General features: G+C 61.8%; 17 protein-coding genes. 6 read left to right on the top strand and 11 right to left on the bottom strand.

The genetic code is table 11. The features are described from left to right. The first annotated feature begins 171 nt into the window (after positions 1–171). Positions 172–3,648 (top strand): hybrid sensor histidine kinase/response regulator, encoded by a 3,477-nt coding sequence (locus tag C163_RS06100; RefSeq protein ID WP_025338044.1) that lies wholly within the window; start codon positions 172–174, stop codon positions 3,646–3,648. On the opposite strand, the gene rmuC is transcribed toward C163_RS06100, so the two are convergent. Beyond that, positions 3,620–4,993: a DNA recombination protein RmuC gene (gene rmuC, locus C163_RS06095; RefSeq protein ID WP_162276782.1), complete on the bottom strand. Its 1,374-nt coding sequence runs from the start codon at positions 4,991–4,993 to the stop codon at positions 3,620–3,622. The genes C163_RS06100 and rmuC overlap by 29 nt on opposite strands. A 292-nt stretch (positions 4,994–5,285) precedes the next feature. After that, positions 5,286–5,705 carry a tetratricopeptide repeat protein gene (locus C163_RS06090; protein WP_025338042.1) on the bottom strand — a complete coding sequence of 140 codons (420 nt, stop codon included), beginning with the start codon at positions 5,703–5,705 and terminating at the stop codon, positions 5,286–5,288. Between the two features lie 951 nt (positions 5,706–6,656). On the opposite strand from C163_RS06090, the gene C163_RS06085 reads away from it, so the two are divergent. The 3 genes from C163_RS06085 to C163_RS06075 all read left to right on the top strand — a co-directional run bounded on the left by C163_RS06085 (position 6,657) and on the right by C163_RS06075 (position 9,026). After that, positions 6,657–6,881 carry a hypothetical protein gene (locus C163_RS06085; protein WP_003257337.1) on the top strand — a complete coding sequence of 75 codons (225 nt, stop codon included), beginning with the start codon at positions 6,657–6,659 and terminating at the stop codon, positions 6,879–6,881. Between the two features lie 249 nt (positions 6,882–7,130). Beyond that, positions 7,131–7,613, top strand: a complete 483-nt coding sequence (locus tag C163_RS06080; protein ID WP_025338041.1) for a hypothetical protein — start codon at positions 7,131–7,133, stop codon at positions 7,611–7,613. A 147-nt stretch (positions 7,614–7,760) separates the two neighbouring features. Further along, a complete protein-coding gene (locus tag C163_RS06075; protein ID WP_025338040.1) occupies positions 7,761–9,026 on the top strand; it encodes an OmpP1/FadL family transporter in 1,266 nt (421 codons plus the stop codon). A gap of 42 nt (positions 9,027–9,068) precedes the next feature. On the opposite strand, the gene C163_RS06070 is transcribed toward C163_RS06075, so the two are convergent. Beyond that, positions 9,069–9,998, bottom strand: a complete 930-nt coding sequence (locus C163_RS06070; RefSeq protein WP_025338039.1) for a LysR family transcriptional regulator — start codon at positions 9,996–9,998, stop codon at positions 9,069–9,071. A 114-nt stretch (positions 9,999–10,112) separates the two neighbouring features. Here C163_RS06070 and C163_RS06065 point away from each other — a divergent pair, with 114 nt between their 5' ends. Beyond that, positions 10,113–10,373 (top strand): DUF2798 domain-containing protein, encoded by a 261-nt coding sequence (locus C163_RS06065; RefSeq protein WP_025338038.1) that lies wholly within the window; start codon positions 10,113–10,115, stop codon positions 10,371–10,373. On the opposite strand, the gene C163_RS06060 is transcribed toward C163_RS06065, so the two are convergent. Next, on the bottom strand, positions 10,354–10,554 hold the full coding sequence (locus C163_RS06060; protein WP_025338037.1) for a hypothetical protein: 201 nt from the start codon (positions 10,552–10,554) through the stop codon (positions 10,354–10,356). The genes C163_RS06065 and C163_RS06060 overlap by 20 nt on opposite strands. Before the next feature lie 154 nt (positions 10,555–10,708). Continuing rightward, on the bottom strand, positions 10,709–11,884 hold the full coding sequence (locus C163_RS06055; RefSeq protein WP_025338036.1) for an integrase core domain-containing protein: 1,176 nt from the start codon (positions 11,882–11,884) through the stop codon (positions 10,709–10,711). Between the two features lie 465 nt (positions 11,885–12,349). Between C163_RS06055 and C163_RS06050 the strand changes: the two genes are divergently transcribed. Further along, a complete protein-coding gene (locus C163_RS06050; RefSeq protein ID WP_025338036.1) occupies positions 12,350–13,525 on the top strand; it encodes an integrase core domain-containing protein in 1,176 nt (391 codons plus the stop codon). Positions 13,526–13,861: 336 nt separating this feature from the next. On the opposite strand, the gene C163_RS06045 is transcribed toward C163_RS06050, so the two are convergent. The 6 genes from C163_RS06045 to C163_RS06020 all read right to left on the bottom strand — a co-directional run bounded on the left by C163_RS06045 (position 13,862) and on the right by C163_RS06020 (position 18,695). Beyond that, positions 13,862–14,413 carry a glutathione peroxidase gene (locus C163_RS06045; protein ID WP_025338034.1) on the bottom strand — a complete coding sequence of 184 codons (552 nt, stop codon included), beginning with the start codon at positions 14,411–14,413 and terminating at the stop codon, positions 13,862–13,864. Between the two features lie 45 nt (positions 14,414–14,458). Next, the gene (locus C163_RS27450; protein WP_256220389.1) at positions 14,459–14,581 is read right to left on the bottom strand and encodes a hypothetical protein; all 123 of its coding nucleotides are present in this window, start codon (positions 14,579–14,581) and stop codon (positions 14,459–14,461) included. After that, the gene (locus C163_RS06040) at positions 14,578–15,780 is read right to left on the bottom strand and encodes an MFS transporter (RefSeq protein WP_025338033.1); all 1,203 of its coding nucleotides are present in this window, start codon (positions 15,778–15,780) and stop codon (positions 14,578–14,580) included. The genes C163_RS27450 and C163_RS06040 overlap by 4 nt, the downstream gene beginning before the upstream one ends. A 63-nt stretch (positions 15,781–15,843) precedes the next feature. Continuing rightward, the gene (locus tag C163_RS06035; RefSeq protein WP_025338032.1) at positions 15,844–16,248 is read right to left on the bottom strand and encodes a MarR family winged helix-turn-helix transcriptional regulator; all 405 of its coding nucleotides are present in this window, start codon (positions 16,246–16,248) and stop codon (positions 15,844–15,846) included. 262 nt (positions 16,249–16,510) lie between these two features. Next, positions 16,511–17,629 (bottom strand): glycoside hydrolase family 5 protein, encoded by a 1,119-nt coding sequence (locus tag C163_RS06030; RefSeq protein ID WP_177325777.1) that lies wholly within the window; start codon positions 17,627–17,629, stop codon positions 16,511–16,513. Between the two features lie 343 nt (positions 17,630–17,972). Further along, positions 17,973–18,695, bottom strand: coding sequence for an adenosylcobinamide-GDP ribazoletransferase (locus C163_RS06020; RefSeq protein ID WP_025338029.1), 723 nt, complete (start codon positions 18,693–18,695; stop codon positions 17,973–17,975).

The following is an 18,695-nucleotide window of genomic DNA, read 5'->3' as shown; positions in this document are numbered from 1 at the left end:
GCCTTGAGGGCAGCGCCGTACCTGTGGGAGCGGGCATGCCCGCGAAGAGGCCGGTACAGGATGCCACCTGCGACCACCTGCCACTGCGACCATCGTCTGCGCTGACGAAGCGGCACCTGCGTGCCAGACTGATTGATCGGGACCGCGTTATCTTTTTGCTTCGGAGTCTTCATGTCGTTGTCCAGCGGGCTGATCGCCGTGGTCGCCCTGGCCTATATGGCCATCATGTTCGCCATCGCCTTCTACGGCGACCGCCGCAGCACGCCGTTGCCGCCGAAGCTGCGTGCCTGGGTGTACAGCCTGTCGCTGGCCGTGTACTGCACCAGCTGGACCTTCTTCGGCGCGGTCGGCCAGGCCGCCGAACAGCTCTGGGCATTCCTGCCGATCTACCTGGGCCCGGTGCTGCTGCTGATCTTCGCGCCCTGGGTGCTGCAGAAGATGGTGCTGATCAGCAAGCAACAGAACATCACCTCGATCGCCGACTTCATCGCCGCGCGCTACGGCAAGTCGCAGTCCCTGGCGGTGGTCGTGGCGCTGATCTGCCTGGTCGGCGTGCTGCCGTACATCGCCTTGCAGCTCAAGGGCATCGTGCTGGGCGTGAACCTGCTGATCGGCGCCAATGCCGACGCCACCGGCACCCGCGTGCAGGACACCGCGCTGGTGGTGTCGCTGGTACTGGCGCTGTTCGCCATCGTCTTCGGTACCCGCAGCCTGGACGTGACCGAACACCACCGTGGCATGGTCCTGGCGATTGCCTTCGAATCGCTGATCAAGCTGCTGGCCTTCCTCGCCGTGGGCATCTTCATCGTCTTCAACCTGTATGACGGCTTCGACGACCTGTTCAGCCAGGCCCGCCAGTCGATCCACCTGCAGGATTATTGGCAGGAAACCATCAACTGGCCGTCGATGGTGGTGCAGACCGCCGTGGCGATGATGGCGATCATCTGCCTGCCACGGCAGTTCCACGTCACCGTGGTGGAGAACATCGAACCCCAGGACATGCGCCTGGCGCGCTGGGTATTCCCGATGTACCTGGCGCTGGCCGCGCTGTTCGTGGTGCCGATCGCCCTGGCCGGGCAGATGCTGCTGCCGGGCACGGTGATCTCCGATTCGTTCGTCATCAGCCTGCCGCTGGCCGAGGCACACCCGAGCCTGGCCCTGCTGGCATTCATCGGCGGTGCCTCGGCGGCCACCGGCATGGTCATCGTCGAGGCCGTGGCGCTGTCGACCATGGTCTCCAACGACATGCTGCTGCCCTGGCTGCTGCGCCGTACCAACGCCGAGCGGCCGTTCGAGGCGTTCCGCCACTGGATGCTCTCGGTACGCCGGGTGACCATCGTGGTGATCCTGCTGCTGGCGTATGTCAGCTACCGCCTGCTGGGTTCCACCGCCAGCCTGGCGACCATCGGCCAGATCGCCTTCGCCGCCGTGACCCAGCTGACCCCGGCCATGCTCGGTGCGCTGTACTGGAAGCAGGCCAACCGCCGCGGTGTGTTCGCTGGCCTGGCCGCAGGTATTTTCCTGTGGTTCTACACCCTGGTGCTGCCGATTGCCGCGCACAGCGTGGGCTGGTCGCTGCAGCTGTTCCCAGGGTTGGCGTGGCTGCACGGCAACCCGCTGAACCTGCCGATCAGCCCGCTGACCCAGGGCGTGGTGCTGTCGCTGGCGGGCAACTTCACCCTGTTCGCCTGGGTCTCGGTGCTGTCGCGCACGCGGGTTTCCGAGCATTGGCAGGCCGGCCGCTTCATCGGCCAGCAGACCAGCGCCAGGCCCAGCAGCAAGCCGCTGCTGGCGGTGCAGATCGACGACCTGCTGACCCTGGCCTCGCGCTTTGTCGGCGAAGAACGCGCCCGGCAGAGCTTCATCCGCTTCGCCTACCGCCAGGGCAAGGGCTTCAACCCCAACCAGAACGCCGACGGCGACTGGATCGAACACACCGAACGCCTGCTGGCCGGCGTGCTCGGCACCTCGTCGACCCGCGCCGTGGTCAAGGCCGCTATCGAAGGCCGCGACATGCAGCTGGAAGACGTGGTGCGTATCGCCGACGAAGCCAGCGAGGTGCTGCAGTTCAACCGCGCCCTGCTGCAAGGGGCCATCGAGAACATCAACCAGGGCATCAGCGTGGTCGACCAGAACCTGCACCTGGTGGCCTGGAACCGCCGTTACCTGGAACTGTTCAACTACCCCGACGGGCTGATCAGCGTGGGCCGGCCGATCGCCGACATCATCCGCTACAACGCCGAGCGTGGCCTGTGCGGCCCGGGCGAGGCGCAGGTGCACGTGGCGCGGCGCCTGCACTGGATGCGCCAGGGCCGTGCGCACTCCTCCGAGCGCCTGTTCCCCAATGGCCGAGTGATCGAACTGATCGGCAACCCGATGCCGGGTGGCGGTTTCGTCATGAGCTTCACCGACATCACCCCGTTCCGCGAGGCCGAGCAGGCCCTGCGCGATGCCAACGAAGGCCTTGAACAACGGGTGGCGGAACGCACCCAAGAGCTGTCGCAACTGAACCAGGCGTTGTCCGAAGCCAAGAGCCGTGCCGAAGCGGTGAGCCAGTCCAAGACCCGTTTCCTGGCTGCAGTCAGCCATGACCTGATGCAGCCGCTGAACGCCGCCCGGCTGTTCTCCGCCGCCTTGTCGCAGCAGGCCGAGGGCATGAATGAAGAGGCCCGGCAACTGGTGCAGCACATGGACAGCTCGCTGCGCTCGGCCGAAGAGCTGATCAGCGACCTGCTGGACATCTCGCGCCTGGAAAACGGCAAGATCACTCCGGATGCCAAGCCCTTTGCCCTCAACGAGCTGTTCGACACCCTGGGCGCCGAATTCAAGGTACTGGCCGCCGAGAAGGGCCTGGAGTTCCGCCTGCGCGGCAGCCGCCTGCGGGTGGACAGCGACATGAAGCTGCTGCGCCGGGTGCTGCAGAACTTCCTGACTAACGCCCTGCGCTATGGCAAGAGCCCGATCCTGCTGGGCGCACGGCGCCAGGGTGAACAGTTGTGGCTTGAGGTGTGGGACCGCGGCCCGGGCATCGCCGACGACAAGCTGCAGGTGATTTTCCAGGAGTTCAAGCGCCTGGACAGCCACCAGACCCGCGCCGAGAAGGGCCTGGGCCTGGGCCTGGCGATCGCCGACGGCCTGTGCCGGGTGCTGGGGCACAAACTGGAGGTGCGCTCATGGCCGGGCAAGGGCACGGTGTTCCGCGTCAGCGTACCGATTGCCCGCCAAGCCGCCCCGGCGCCCACCGCCCCGGTGGAACAGGGTGGCCAGCCACTGGCCGGGCTGCAGGTACTGTGCGTGGACAACGAAGACAGCATCCTGATCGGCATGAACAGCCTGCTCAGCCGCTGGGGTTGCCAGGTGTGGACCGCGCGCAACCGCGCCGAATGCGAAGCCCTGCTGGCCAAGGGCATGCGCCCGCACCTGGCGCTGGTGGACTACCACCTGGACGACGGCGAGACTGGTACCGGGCTGATGGGCTGGCTACGCGCGCGCCTGGGTGAGCCGGTGCCGGGCGTGGTGATCAGCGCCGACGGCAGCAAGGAAACCATCGCCATGGTGCATGCCTCTGGCCTGGACTACCTGGCCAAGCCGGTCAAGCCGGCGGCCCTGCGCGCCATGCTCAATCGCCATCTGAGCCTGGTTCAGTAAGCGCTTCGTCCGGCAACGCCTCATCGGACAGCGCCCGCTCCAGCAGGTCGGCCGGCAGGCTCTTGCTGGCGCGGGCGCCCAGCAGCTTCAGCTGTTCGCTGCGGCTGACCAGGTTGCCGCGCCCTTCGCATAGCTTGTTACGCGCGGCAGCATAGGCCTTGTCCACCTGCTGCAGGCGGCTGCCCAACTCGTCCAGGTCCTGGATGAACAGCACGAACTTGTCGTACAGCCAGCCGGCGCGTTCGGCGATCTCGCGGGCGTTCTGGCCCTGGCGTTCCTGCTTCCACAGGCTGTCGATCACCCGCAAGGTGGCCAGCAATGTGGTCGGGCTGACGATCACGATCTGCCGGTCGAAGGCTTCCTGGAACAGGTTAGGCTCGGCCTGCAGGGCTGCCGAGAAGGCGGCCTCGATCGGCACGAACAGCAGCACGAAGTCCAGGCTGTGCAGGCCTTCGAGGCGGTTGTAGTCCTTGCTCGACAGGCCTTTGACGTGGCTGCGCAGCGACTGCACATGCTGCTTGAGCGCAGCCTCGTCGTTGCCAGCGACGAACTGCTGGTAGGCAGTGAGGCTGACCTTGGCATCCACCACTACCTGCTTGTCGCCGGGCAGCATGATCAGCACATCAGGCTGGAAGCGCTCGCCATCGGCGCTCTTGAGGCTGACCTGGGTCTGGTATTCGCGACCCTTTTCCAGGCCGGCATGCTCCAGTACCCGTTCGAGGATCAGCTCACCCCAGTTGCCCTGGGTTTTCTGGCCCTTCAGCGCCTGGGTCAGGTTGGTGGCTTCGTCGGACAGGCGCAGGTTGAGTTGCTGGAGGCGCTCCAGCTCCTTGCCCAGCGAGAAGCGCTCGCGGGCTTCCTGCTGATAGCTCTCCTCCACGCGTTTTTCGAAAGCCTGGATGCGTTCCTTGAGCGGGTCGAGCAACTGACCGAGATGCTGCTGGCTGGTCTGGGCGAAGCGCTGCTCGCGCTCGTCGAAGATCTTGGTAGCCATATCGGCGAACTGGGCGCGCAGGGTGTCGCGGGCTTCCTGCAGGTCTTCCAGGCGCTGCTGGTGGCTTTCCTGCTGCTCGCGCAGTTCGGCGTCCAGGCGTGCGGTCTGGGCCTCCAGGCGGCGCAGTTCGGCTTCGCGGTTGGCGCGCTCGAGGTTCCAGGCGTGGGCGGCGTCACGGGCGTTGTCGCGGTCGATCTGCAGCAGTTCCAGCTCACGGCCCTGGGCGGCCAGCTGGGTCTGCTTGACGGTGTTGGCTTCGCTGAGGTCGCTGACCTCGTCGCGACTGGCGTCCAGTTGCGCCTGCAGGCCGGCCAGGGCCAGCTGGGCAGCATTGAGGCGCTCTTCGAGCAAGGCCTGCTCGCCTTGGCGCGCGCCCTGGCGGCGCTGCACCTGCATGACCCAACCCAGGCAAGGTAATGCACCTGCCACCAAGCCCAGCAGAATGCTGGCCAGATCCACTGTCATGCTTACCCCGATCGCTCTGTTGCAAATTGAGTGCAGCTTATCAGCCTGGCAGGTGTGTTGCCTGTTCCGGCCCTATCGCCGGCAAGCCAGCTCCTACAAGGTGCTCACAGTGTTCGAACCTGTGGTGATCCTGTGGGAGCTGGCTTGCCGGCGATAGGGCCAGTGCTGGCAACACACCTCAGGCATGGAACCACTGCCTCAAAAGCCGCCGTGCCTCCTGCGACCCCTGCCCCGCCGCCAGCTCCAGCCAGTACCGCGCCTGCTCCGGCTCGCTGTGCTGGCACAGCCGCGCATACTCCAGCTGCGCCCGCCGATCACCGGCGCGGGCGGCCTGGCGCAGCAGTTCATGGCCAATACGCCGGTCACGGGCATTGCCGCAATCGCGGCACAACATCTGCCCCAGGCGGCTTTGCGCCACGACCACGCCCTGGCGCGCCGGCTGTTTCAACAGGCGCCCGGCCAGGTGCTTGACCTGCGGCTTGTCACCCAGGCGCGGGTTGTCGAGCAGCCACAAGGCCACTTTGAGAGAGAAACGTTTGGGGGGAGGCGCAGGCGTCGATGCAGCGGGGCTGGCGAGGGGTTTACCGCGAAACTTCATGAGCAACAGGTTTGGCAACTCGAAAGGCGCGCCACTCTACCCTTTTTCTTGCGCCTTGGCCTTTCGATTTCCGGAGGATTGAAAAAATTTTCAATGATCTTTTCTTGACGTTTTCAAGTGGATGACCAACAGGTCTCCCGGAGCATGTCGATTGTCGGACAGTTCAATGTATTGCTGGCACGCCCGTCCTAGAGCAAGCGCTCGGGACAATCCACAGTTCCTGTGGATAACTCGGTGGACAACCCCCTCCCATCCCCCGCAAACCCCCATGAATTGGGGCTTTCGCTCAAACTGACGATTTTTTCACCAGCTAAAAATAGTGTTTTTTTTCATTGACTTAACCGCCCAGTCAAGGCATTGGCGAGGCTGTCGCGGCGTGCTGCGAGGCAGTTGCAAGCGCTGCTCCGAATGTGAACAAGTGCACCATAAACCTTCATTTGAGTGCACGAAATCGGTACATCAGCCCGGATGCGGGCCTTTTGCCCCCTCTTCCCAGCAGGGCAAATACGCGCCATACTGCTCGGCTCACCTGAACAAACATGAAATGCTTGCCAAGCGCCTGTATTTCCGCTAAGGTGCGCCTCGTTAGTACCAAGCTGAAAGTCAATTCTGGCCTCAAGCGTCCTTGCAGACCCGCTCCTCCCAAGGGTGGCGCTGCTGAAACCAGGACCGGCCCATTCGATGATTCACTCGCCAGCCACGCGCTGTTCAAGCACGAATCACGTGACAGATTGATCAGGATCCCACCCCGACGGCCTAGAACCTTGGCCCCGGCGTGCTGCCTGCCTTCTGAAGTACCTACCAGTCAGCCCATGCGCCCACCTTTGATTGCGCTCCCTCTGGCTGCCCTGTTCCAGTCAGGTTCGTTCGTCCCTTAATAAAGGCGTCACTGGAACGTTTCTATCATGCACGGATCATAACCCCGTGTTTAAAGCAGGAACCTCCAACAATATGCAAACTCATCATCAGATTCAGGCTGCCATTGGCACCCTCTCCCAGGCCTTCTCGCCGTTGAAGTGCCTCATCGTTGCCCCTCGCAAGGGCAGCTTCAGCTTCACCCTGGTAGACGAACACGGCGTCGCCTGCCACACCGAGCGCCTGTACCCAGAACAGTACAGCCGCAGTGAACCGCTGCAGGCGGTCATCGCCCGAACCCGCCAGTCGCTCACCGCGTGAGCGGCGAATACTGCGGTATTCAAGCGCTGAATCATCCCATCGCAAGCCTGCCTGAATGTTCGTGGCGTAATTGCCTTAAGGCATATAGCCCGGTACGTCAGGCAGCAATCGATTTAAAAACAGCCCTTTACACCACGATTATCACACTACACTTCAACTCGAGCGGTGCTTGCCGCTTCCGGCGGGCCTGATCACTCACCAGCTGCCAAGCTCCAGCGCCCGTCCGGCCCTTAACTGCTCGAGGGCATCATGGGTATCGCGGCGAATGAATTGTGTCAGTATGTGATCCGACCCACCCTGGTCTACCTGAACCGTCACTGCGCCAGCGCCGAAGCCTTGTTGCTGGGCATCGCCGCCAGCCAGTCGGCCCTGGGGTCGGCCTTGCACGACCGTCGTGGGCATGGCCTGTACCGTATCGGCGAACACCGTCACCAGGCGATCTGGGACGACTACCTTGCCCGTGACCCCGACCTGGCCAGCCTGGTCCGCGGCCTGGCCAGCCAGCACGCCTTCCTCGGCGGCCCGCACCTGGAACTCACCGTCAACCTGCGCTATTCCACCGCCATTGCCTGGATGCTCGTCGAAGAGCAGGCCACGCCACTGCCTGCCGCCGATGACCTTCTCGCCCTGGCGCGGATCTGGCGACAGATTTTCAACCCACAAGGTCGCCTGCGCGACTTCACCCATGCCTGGCATACCTGCATAGATCAGAGATTGCCGCAGGCATCTTAAGACGCGTCCTACAACGCACCCGGAAAAAAGGGAATTTTGGTCGGATTGTCCTACAAAACCGCTCTATCTCCTGCGATTGAGGCTATAGCGCGGCGCGTGATTTGTTGGTAGCTTTTCGCCCCGGAGATCCCAAGGAGTTTTCTAATAATGAAAAAAGTAATGCTCAAAACCTCCCTCGGCATTGCCGTTGCTCTTGCTTCCAGCCAACTGCTTGCCGCAGGTTTCGCGCTGAACGAGCAAAGCATCAGCGGCATGGGAACCGGTTTTGCGGGACGTTCGTCTTCTGCCGAAGATGCCAGCACCGTATTTGGCAACCCTGCTGGCATGTCGCGCCTCAAGCGCGAACAAGTAACCGTGGGCGGCGCAGCCGTCATCGCCAAGTCCGACATCTCGGGCCCGGGCAGCAACTTCGGGGGGGAAACCGATGGTGACATGGTGCCGGTCGTTGGTGTGCCCATGGGTTACTACGTCAAACCAATCGACGACCACTGGAGCGTAGGCTTCGGTGTCTACGTACCGTTTGGCCTGGTGACCGACTACGGCGACGGTGACGCCGCACGTTACTGGGGCAAGAAAAGCCATGTCGAGGTAATCACCTTCCAGCCAACCGTCAGCTATGCCTTCAACGACAAGGTCTCGATCGGTTTTGGCCCGACCTTCAACCGCATCAAGGGTGAACTGGGCTCGAATTTGCCTACCCCGGCGCTCCTGGGCGGTCAAGACGGAGAGGTAAAGATCAAGGGTGATGATACCGCCGTGGGTTACAACATCGGCATCCTGGTCCAGGCCACCGACCGCACCCGTCTTGGCCTGACCTACCACTCGATGGTCGACTACAAGCTGGAAGGCAAAACTCGCGTCAGCACCCCGCTGATCGGGCCGTTCAACGGCGACAAGTTCGATGCGACACTGAAGATCAAGACACCGGAATCGGTCGATTTTTCGGTTACCCACGAACTCGATGACCAGTGGACCCTGTACGCAGGTAGCACTTGGACTCGCTGGAGCCGCCTGAAAGACATCACCGTGCAAAACGATGTCCCAGCGCAACTTGTAGGTTCGCCGTTCGAGACCATCAAGGAAGACCAGAACTGGCACGACACCTGGGCTCATGCCATTGGCGCGTCATACAAAATCAACAAGGAGTGGGTACTGCGCACCGGCTTTACCGTCGACCAGTCGCCTACCAACAACCACGACCGCTCGCCGCGCATTCCGACTGGTGATCGTAAGGTATTCAGCCTGGGTGCTGGCTGGAGCCCGAACGACGACATGACCATCGACGTTGCCTATTCCTACCTGTGGGAAGAAGACGTCAAGGTCAATCAGGTCAGTGCCACCAAAGGCAGCTACCAAGCCAAGTACGAGAACAGCGCTCACGGTATCGGTGCATCCCTTACCTACCGCTTCTGATCAGTACGCGTTACATGAAAAACCGCCCTCGTGGCGGTTTTTTCAGGCCTGCACCTGCCAGCTGTCACCCAGGCATTCGCGCAGGTAGTCCATGAACACACGCACTTTTGCGGTCATGGCAAAGCGGTCGGCCAGGCACAGGTAAATATCCATCGGTTCGGTCTGGGCATAGGCCTGGCCGCTATCGCTGTATTCGAACAACGGCACCAGCGCCCCGGCGGCCAGATGCGGCCTTACGATGAACTCGGCCAGGCGGGTAATGCCGCCATCGTGCAGTGCCATCTGGGTCAGGGCGTCTATGTCGTCGCTGATCAATACGCTGCCGAACTCTGCCTCGAACCGCAGCCCGTCGCGCATGAACCCCCAACGCAGGAAGCGCCCATCCACCGGGTAGCGGAACACCAGGCAGCGGTGGTCACGCAAGGCCTCGGGCGCGGCCGGCACGCCGGCGCTTTGCAGGTAACCGGGCGAGGCACAGCAAATGAACGGTATACGGGCGATATGCCGGGCCAGCAACTGGTCTTCGAGTTGCGGGGCAATGCGCAGGCTCACGTCCACATCTTCCCGCGCGTGGTTGACCCGGCGATCAGTCGTTACCAACTCTATCGAAAGCAGTGGGTAGCGGGCACTGAACGCGGGTATCAATGGCGCCAGCACGTGGCGACCGAAGGCGGACGTCGAGGCAATGCATAGCCGCCCTTGGGGCTCACTGTCGGGGGTGGTGACGGCCTGTTCGGCCAAGGCCAGGTCGCGCTCGATGTGCCTGACGCGCTCGTAGTACTGGGTACCGGCGGGTGTCAGCGCCATACTGCGAGTGGTGCGGCTGAGCAGGCGAACCTGCAAGTGGCCCTCCAGGCGTGCCAAGTTCTGGCTGACCGCGGCCGGGCTCAGGCCCAGGTTGCGGGCACCGGCGGCGATGCTGCCGGCTTCGACCACCTTGATGAAGCTGCGAATGGCGTTGAGCAGGTCCATGCTGAGCCCTTGGATTCGTAAGAAACTCTTTATAAAGAACTCAATGCGGCTGGTCTACAGCTGCTGCCGGATGCGTTGCTAACCTGCGCCTCTACTTACTTTTCAGGAGTTCGCATGAGCAACCTGTCCCAGGCACGCAGCCGACGCAAATTGCACCCGGGCGCCACGCCCTACGTTTTTGCCTTCTACATGTCGTCGATCATGGCGCTATTGATGTGTTTCGTGATCACGGCAGCGAATGGGGGGATTAACCCTGAATACCTTGGCAACGTGCTGAAGGCTTACCAGTTGGCGATGCCTGTGGCGTTCGTTTGTGTATTGATGGTCAGGCCGGTGGTTGTGCGGTTGGTGGCGATTACGGTGCATGCAAAGTGAAGTAACCCAAAACCCAGGCAAGTCCCCTGCTCTTGATCTTGATCTTGATCTTGATCTTGATCTTGCTCTTGCTCTTGCTCTTGCTCTTGCTCTTGCTCTTGCTCTTGCTCTTGATCTTGATCTTGATCTTCGCGACTTCAGGAGGCCGAGCAGAGGTCTTGCGGAGGGAGGTGACGGGCATGGATGCCCGTCAAGCGCTGAGGCCCCATGGATGGGGCCTGCAGCGCGTACTCCCGGGAGCAAGACCGGCGCGAGGGAACCCCGTAGCGTAGCGGAGGGGCCGGATGATGGGAGCGCATGTACGGGTCACCCACATGGGTTACATAAAAGTTCACTCACATAGGTGACACCTTGAGCGTCACATAGCCCTCAATGGCATCACGCACATCGATCCTACCGAGGACGATTGGACCGAAAATAACATCCCAGAGCCCGTCTCCAACTTGCTCCAGCCCAATGGTCTGGTGCTTCAGTACGTAACCTACGTAGATCCTCAAACCTCGGCGGCTGACGATGCCGCAACCGTCAATTGGCAAGCTCTCGATATGGCTGGGATAAATCATTTCAGGCAGCTTTTCAGGGAATGGGCGCGGCGAAGGTTGATAACAGGACGCCGGCGTTCTTTGTTCCAAGGCTTCGTGCAACCGTTCGTAATTGTAATGCTGCCGAAACCGATCGAAGTGCCGTTGTTGAGCCTCCCATGCCATTGCCGGTGGCGATGGGAGCGTGCTCTTGAGTGTCCGATGCATGCGTTCATGCCGGCCATTCTGCTCAGGTCTGCCAGGTGCGATGCGCTCGGGAATGATGCCCAGACGCAGCCACCAGATCGACAGTTGGGAAAGACCTGCGCGTCCTTTGCTGGCGAACGGTACGCCGTTGTCGGTTCGGATACGCTCAGGCAGCCCATTTTCACGGAATACATCAGTGAACACCGCCTGCGTTTCCAAAAAGTTCGTGTTTGCCATGCTGTGGCAGGCAAGCAAGAAGCGACTGGCGTGATCCATGATCGTCAACGGATAGCACCAGACGCCGGCCCCTGTGAGGAACTGGCCCTTGTAGTCTGCACTGAACAGCTGATTGGGCGACTCCGCTTTTTCCAGTGGCTTGGGATAGATGGCCACACGCTGACGTAGACGCCGCGGCTTGATCAGTTCGGCCTTCTTGAGGATGTTGTAGATCGCAGTCTTTGAGGGTGGCGCCTGATCAGGAAAGCGCTCCTGCAACGCTGCCTGGATTTTTTTGGGCCCAGGCACCGTTTCCCCCTGACCGCGCAGTTCCACAATGGCCTCGCGGACCGCGACAGGTACAACCCAGTCCTGGGTCAACCGGCGTCGGCTGCGCTCCTCCAAGCCTGCCGGGCCCTCTTTCTCGTATCGCTCGACCCATTTGTAGCCGGTCTTTCGACTGATCTCGTAGGCCTCACACAGGGCGCTGAAGCTAGGCGGCCCCTGCAGGTAGTCCGCGATGAAAAGCATTTTCAGGTCCATAGGTGTTAGCTCTCGCCACGGCATGGTCAGATCCTCGAAAACCGACCTTGCCAGTTAAAGACTGTTACCTATGTGCGTGAACTGATTTGTAACCCATCTGGGTGAGTCATACCCGCAGCGTTTTTTGGTTACTTTTTGCCGCGTTTGGCAAAAAGTGACTCGCCGTAAGGGCGAAAAGGTGAGTATGCGTCGCCATCGTAAATGGACTATGCGCGAGATCAAGACCAGTACTTTTCCGCTCTTCGCTCTTCGCTCTTCGCTCTTCGCTCTTCGCTTTCAAGCGTGGGCATCAACAACAAGGTCAACATTCATTTTCGAAGGTGGCGCTTATTCACCTTTCCGCCCTTACGGCGGGTCACTTTTTGTCAAACGCGACAAAAAGTAACCAAAAAACGCTGGCGGTATGACTCACCCAGATGGGTTACAAATCAGTTCACGCACATAGGTAACAGTCTTTAACTGGCAAGGTCGGTTTTCGAGGATCTGACCATGCCGTGGCGAGAGCTAACACCTATGGACCTGAAAATGCTTTTCATCGCGGACTACCTGCAGGGGCCGCCTAGCTTCAGCGCCCTGTGTGAGGCCTACGAGATCAGTCGAAAGACCGGCTACAAATGGGTCGAGCGATACGAGAAAGAGGGCCCGGCAGGCTTGGAGGAGCGCAGCCGACGCCGGTTGACCCAGGACTGGGTTGTACCTGTCGCGGTCCGCGAGGCCATTGTGGAACTGCGCGGTCAGGGGGAAACGGTGCCTGGGCCCAAAAAAATCCAGGCAGCGTTGCAGGAGCGCTTTCCTGATCAGGCGCCACCCTCAAAGACCGCGATCTACAACATCCTCAAGAAGGCCGAACTGATCAAGCCGCGGCGTCTACGTCAGCGTGTGGCCATCTATCCCAAGCCACTGGAAAAAGCGGAGTCGCCCAATCAGCTGTTCAGTGCAGACTACAAGGGCCAGTTCCTCACAGGGGCCGGCGTCTGGTGCTATCCGTTGACGATCATGGATCACGCCAGTCGCTTCTTGCTTGCCTGCCACAGCATGGCAAACACGAACTTTTTGGAAACGCAGGCGGTATTCACTGATGTATTCCGTGAAAATGGGCTGCCTGAGCGTATCCGAACCGACAACGGCGTACCGTTCGCCAGCAAAGGACGCGCAGGTCTTTCCCAACTGTCGATCTGGTGGCTGCGTCTGGGCATCATTCCCGAGCGCATCGCACCTGGCAGACCTGAGCAGAATGGCCGGCATGAACGCATGCATCGGACACTCAAGAGCACGCTCCCATCGCCACCGGCAATGGCATGGGAGGCTCAACAACGGCACTTTGATCGGTTTCGGCAGCATTACAATTACGAACGGTTGCACGAAGCCTTGGAACAAAGAACGCCGGCGTCCTGTTATCAACCTTCGCCGCGCCCATTCCCTGAAAAGCTGCCTGAAATGATTTATCCCAGCCATATCGAGAGCTTGCCAATTGACGGTTGCGGCATCGTCAGCCGCCGAGGTTTGAGGATCTACGTAGGTTACGTACTGAAGCACCAGACCATTGGGCTGGAGCAAGTTGGAGACGGGCTCTGGGATGTTATTTTCGGTCCAATCGTCCTCGGTAGGATCGATGTGCGTGATGCCATTGAGGGCTATGTGACGCTCAAGGTGTCACCTATGTGAGTGAACTTTTATGTAACCCATGTGGGTGACCCGTACATGGCTCCTATCATCCGGCCCCTACGCTGCGCTCCGGGGTCCCCTCGCTACGGGCCTGCTCCCGGGAGTACGCGCTGCAGGCCCCATCCATGGGGCCTCAGCGCTTGACGGGCATCCATGCCCGTCACCTCCCTCCGCAGTCCCTTCGCTCGGCCTCCTGAAGTCGCAATCGGCGGCGCCTGAACTATCGCGCGCTTAGAAGCAAAAGCCGAAGCAAGAGCAAGAGCAAGAGCAAGAGCAAGAGCAAGAGCAAGAGCAAGAGCAAGAGCAAGAGCAAGAGCAAGAGCAAGAGCAGCCAGGTTATGGCTGGGAGGCAATGGCCTTTTCGATGGCTGCCCGGAACGCTGGATCATCCGGCTTGGTCAGGCTGGAAAAGTTACCAATCACCTTGCCCTTGCGGTCTACCACGTACTTGTAGAAATTCCACTTCGGCGCACTGCTCTGGCTGGCCAGCTCCGCGAACAGCGGTATCGCATCCGCGCCCCGAACCGCCTGTGTCTTGGTCATGGTAAAGGTGACGCCATAGTTGGCATAACAAACCTTGGCTGTCTTCTCGCTGTCGGCGTCCTCCTGCTTGAAGTCATTGGAAGGCACACCAAGCATTTCCAGGCCTTGCTCGTGATATTCCTTGTATGTCGCCTCAAGCCCCTCGAACTGCGGCGCAAAACCGCAGTAACTGGCCGTGTTGACCACCACCAGCGGCTTGCCGGCAAAGCGCTGGCACAGATCCACCTGCCCCTTGCCCCGCAACTCTGGCAGGCTACCCTGCAACAACGCCGGGCAATCAGCAGCCCAGCTCGATGCGCCGGCAAACAGGGCCAGCACCGGCACCATCAACCAATGTGCACGCATGACTCGTTCTCCCGCAAGACAATCCCTGAACTTGCAGGGTAGCGCCTAACAAACACTCATGCCCAGCTGCATCAGCGCCATCCCGCCCTTGTGCCAGCCCCACCACACCAGCGCCAGCAGCAACAGGGCGGCGACGGCCAGTAGCCCTCGAGCCAGGTAGCGGCTCATGCGGCCTGGGCCTGCAGGCGGGCGACCGGGCGTTCGCGCACGGGCCAGTTGAGGGCGGCAGCCAGCAGACTGAGCAGGATGGAAATCTGCCAGACCAGGTCGTAGCTGCCAGTGCGGTCATACACCACCCCGCCCAACCAGCCGCCCAGGAAGGCGCCCAGCTGGTGGAACAGGAAGACGATACCGCCAAGCATCGACAGGTTGCGCACGCCGAACACAGTGGCCACCGTGCCGTTGGTCAACGGCACCGTGGACAACCACAGCAGGCCCATGGCGATGCCGAACAGGTAAGCGCTGACTTCAGTCACCGGCGCCCAGAGGAACAGCACGATCACTACCGCACGCAGCAGGTACAACCCGGTCAGCAGGCGCGGCTTGGACATGCGCCCGCCCAGCCAGCCCGCGGTGAAGGTACCGACGATATTGAACAGGCCTACCAGCGCCAGCACCGTTGTGCCGGTGGTCGCGGCCAGGTGCTGGTCGACCAGGTAGGCCGGCAGGTGCACACCAATGAACACCACCTGGAAACCACAAACGAAAAAGCCCAGCGCCAGCAACCAGAAGCCAGAGTGCGAGCACGCCTCGCGCAGGGCCTGGCCCAGGGTTTGTTCGGCACCATGAGTGGGCAGCGGCCGGTCGCGCAGCAGGCCGACGAAGGGCACGATCAGCGCCACCATCAGGCCCAGTACCAGCAACGCTGCGGACCAGCCCAGCCACTGGATCAGGCCGAGGGTGCCCGGCAACATGGCGAACTGGCCGAAAGAACCGGCAGCGCTGGCAATGCCCATGGCCATGCTACGCTTTTCCGCCGGCACGGCACGCCCGACCACGCCGAGGATGACCGAGAAGGAGGTGCCGGACAGGCCGATACCGATCAGCAAGCCGGCACTCAGCGACAACGACCAGGCCGAGTCGGCCATGCCCATCAGCACCAACCCGGCAGCGTAGAGAATACCGCCAATGATCACCACCCGCGCCGCGCCCATGCGGTCGGCCAGGGCGCCGGCGAACGGTTGCGCCAGCCCCCAGATCAGGTTCTGCAAGGCAATGGCGAAGGCGAATACCTCACGCCCCCAGCCGAAGTCCGCGCTCATCGGCGCCAGGAACAGGCCGAAGCCGTGCCGTACACCCAGGGATAGCGCCAGGATCAGCGCTGCCCCCACCAATACCCACCCGCTGGTTCGCCACACCGAAGTCATTGTCGTTATCTCCAGCACATCGCAAGGTTTTACGGGTATATACCCGCTTATAGTCGTATCAATTCAAGCCAGCTGGTTCAGCAAACGCACCAGTTCATCCCGCTGCCCTGCCCCCAGCCGCTCCACCAGTTCGGCCTGTGCCTGTTCCCAGGCCGGATGGGCAGCGCGCAGCAGTTGGGTACCGGCCTCGGTCAGCAGCACCACGCGGTTGCGCTGATCGTCACCATCAGCCAAGGCCACCAGCCCTTCAGCCTCCAGCACCCGCAGGTTGCGGCCCAGGGTACTACGCTCCAGGCCCATGGCCTCTGCCAGGGTGGTGATACTGGGGCGATCGAGGCGCTGCAGATGACGCAACAGGGAAAACTGGGCGACATTGACCCCGAAGCCGGCAAGGGCCTCGTCGTAATGCCGGCTCACCCCACGGGCGGCACGACGCAGATGGGTGCAGATGCATTCACTGGTCAACATGGATACGTGTATATACCCGCGTCATGTGTGTTGCAAGAGATTTCACGATTACCGACGCCCCTCAGCCCTAATGCCTGTCAGATAGCGTTAATGGGACTCTGTGGGAGCGGGCGTGCCCGCGAACACCGGCGAAGCCGGTGCCATACACCACGTCGCCTGCTTCGCGGGCACGCCCGCTCCCACAGAGCCCTGCTAAATCAATGACTTATGTGTTGTTCTGTGGGAGCTGGCTTGCCGGCGATGGGCCGCAAAGCGGCCCCAATTACTTAACCAGGTTCAAGCGCCGGCGAATCGGCTCGAACTCTACTGTAGCCTTGCGCACCAGCGGGTCTGGAGCGCCCTGCTCGATTGCCTGCCAATAGCGCCACGGCACCTTGGCCGAGCCCAGTTCGTAGTCCATGCCGTCCCAGTTATCTTCACGGAAGCTGTAGAAGGCCCAGTGCAACCGGTGGCGATCCAGCACGCTGAGCACGTCTTCCAGGTATTGCCGGCAGCCCGGCAGCCTGCGCATGCAGCCGAACTCGCCCACCACCAACCGAGAGCGGGGCACGTTCATGGCCGCGGCCCAGTCCAGCGGCTGGCGCAGGTATTGCGCCACACGCTGGCCATCCCACTGCTGCGTCTGCCCCGCGAACGGTGCCGGGCCGGGATAGGCGATGGGTTGCTTGCGCGTCATGTTCGGTGCACTGGTCACCAGATAGGGCTCGTACATGTGCACGCTGTACAGCACCCGCTGGTCTTCCAGAGGTGCCGGCCAGTAACCGAAGGCGTCGGCGGCGGCGAACCAGCCGGCATCGAGCATGACCGGCGTGTCCGCGTCCTCCTCGCGAATGGCCGCTATCAACTGCCGATACAGGGCCGGCAGATCACGCGCATTGCCCTGCTGCCGTGCATACCACTGCTGCATTTGCCCAGGGTCGGCATGCTCGGCCAGGCCACCTTGCTTCTCCGGGGCGGGCTCGTTGACCAGGTTGTAGGCGGCGATAGCCGGGTGACCTTTCAGCTCACGGGCCAGATCCCGCCAGAAGGCCGCAGCCTGCAACCAGTAGCGTTTGTCCTGCCAGAGGCGGTCGTCGAACTGACCCTGGTTGTTCTGCGACCAGCGCATGCCGGGTAGCGAAAGCGGTGCGATGACCACCTTGAGGCCGGCCTTATGGGCGCGGTCGAGGGTGGCTCGCAGCGTGGCCAGGTCGGCCGCAGGCAGGCCTTGGTAGGCATCGGCATCGCCGAGGAGGAAGTCGCGTTCCGCCGGCTGCCATTTGTCGTAGGACAGCCGCACCCAGGTCGCGCCATAACCGCTCAAGGCGTCGAAGTAGGCTTGATCAGGCGGCAGCCGGTTGAAGCTGTTGCCACCGTGGCGGGGGTTGTTCCAGAAAACCATGAGATCGGCGGCCATGGCAGCAGGCCCCATGGCCAACAAAAACGCAGCGAGAATGACATGACGCATGGTGCCGACACTCCTCGACAGTTTGCGGGAGGGGCAAGCATACGCCAGTGAAAAGATGCCGGTTCTTGCCGAGTTTTTTCAGGAATTTACCGACACGTTTGGCTCAGAAACACCCTACAGAAACATCCTGCTTGCGCGGTCACTTGTAGGAGCGGCCTTGTGTCGCGAAAGGGCTGCAAAGCAGCCCCGGCAATTTATGGATTAACGCTGAAATCGTGGGGCTGCTTTGCAGCCCTTTCGCGACACAAGGCCGCTCCTACAGGGTCCAGAGCAAGGCTCAGAGGCCCAACGCCAACCCCAGCACCACGGCCAGTTCGAGCAACTCGAGCATTGCACCAGCGGTATCGCCGGTAGTCCCGCCCAGGCGCCGGCACATCAGTTGTCGCAACCAGGCAAACACCGCCAACGCCAGTACCACGACCCACCCGCCCAGGACCAGGCAAAAAAGCACACAGCCCAGCAGCACCCAGCCGGCCGCATGCCGGGGCAGGTGCTCGGCCAGCGCTTGCCCCAAACCACCCTGCCGTACATAAGGCGTACTCAGGAACAATCCGAGCATCGCCGCCCGCCCGATCAACGGTGCCAGTAGCAATTGCACGCCAATGCCCTGCTCGACCAGCACCCACAACGCGCAGAACTTCAACAACAGCACCAGCACCAGCGTAACCACGGCAATCGGCCCGCTACGCGGGTCTTTCATGATCAGCAGGGTGCGTTCGCGGTCACCGAAACCACCCAGCCAAGCGTCGGCGCTGTCCGCCAGGCCATCCAGATGCAAGGCGCCACTGAGCAACACCCACAACGTCAGCAGCAGGGCCGCGTGAAGCGGTGTCGGCGTGCCCTCCAGCAGGTGGCTGGCCAGCCACAGCAACAGGCCGAACAGCAACCCGACCAGCGGGTAGCAGAGCAGCGAGCGCCCCACCTCGCGCGGCGCCGGCATGCCCGGCAGACTCACCGGCAGGCTGCTGAGAAACTGCAAGGCAATCCACAACGGCAACAT

Origin of the sequence: Pseudomonas sp. FGI182 (assembly GCF_000511325.1) — a bacterium.
Taxonomy (GTDB): Bacteria; Pseudomonadota; Gammaproteobacteria; order Pseudomonadales; family Pseudomonadaceae; genus Aquipseudomonas; species Aquipseudomonas putida_Z.
This window is presented reverse-complemented; position numbering and strand designations above follow the sequence as displayed.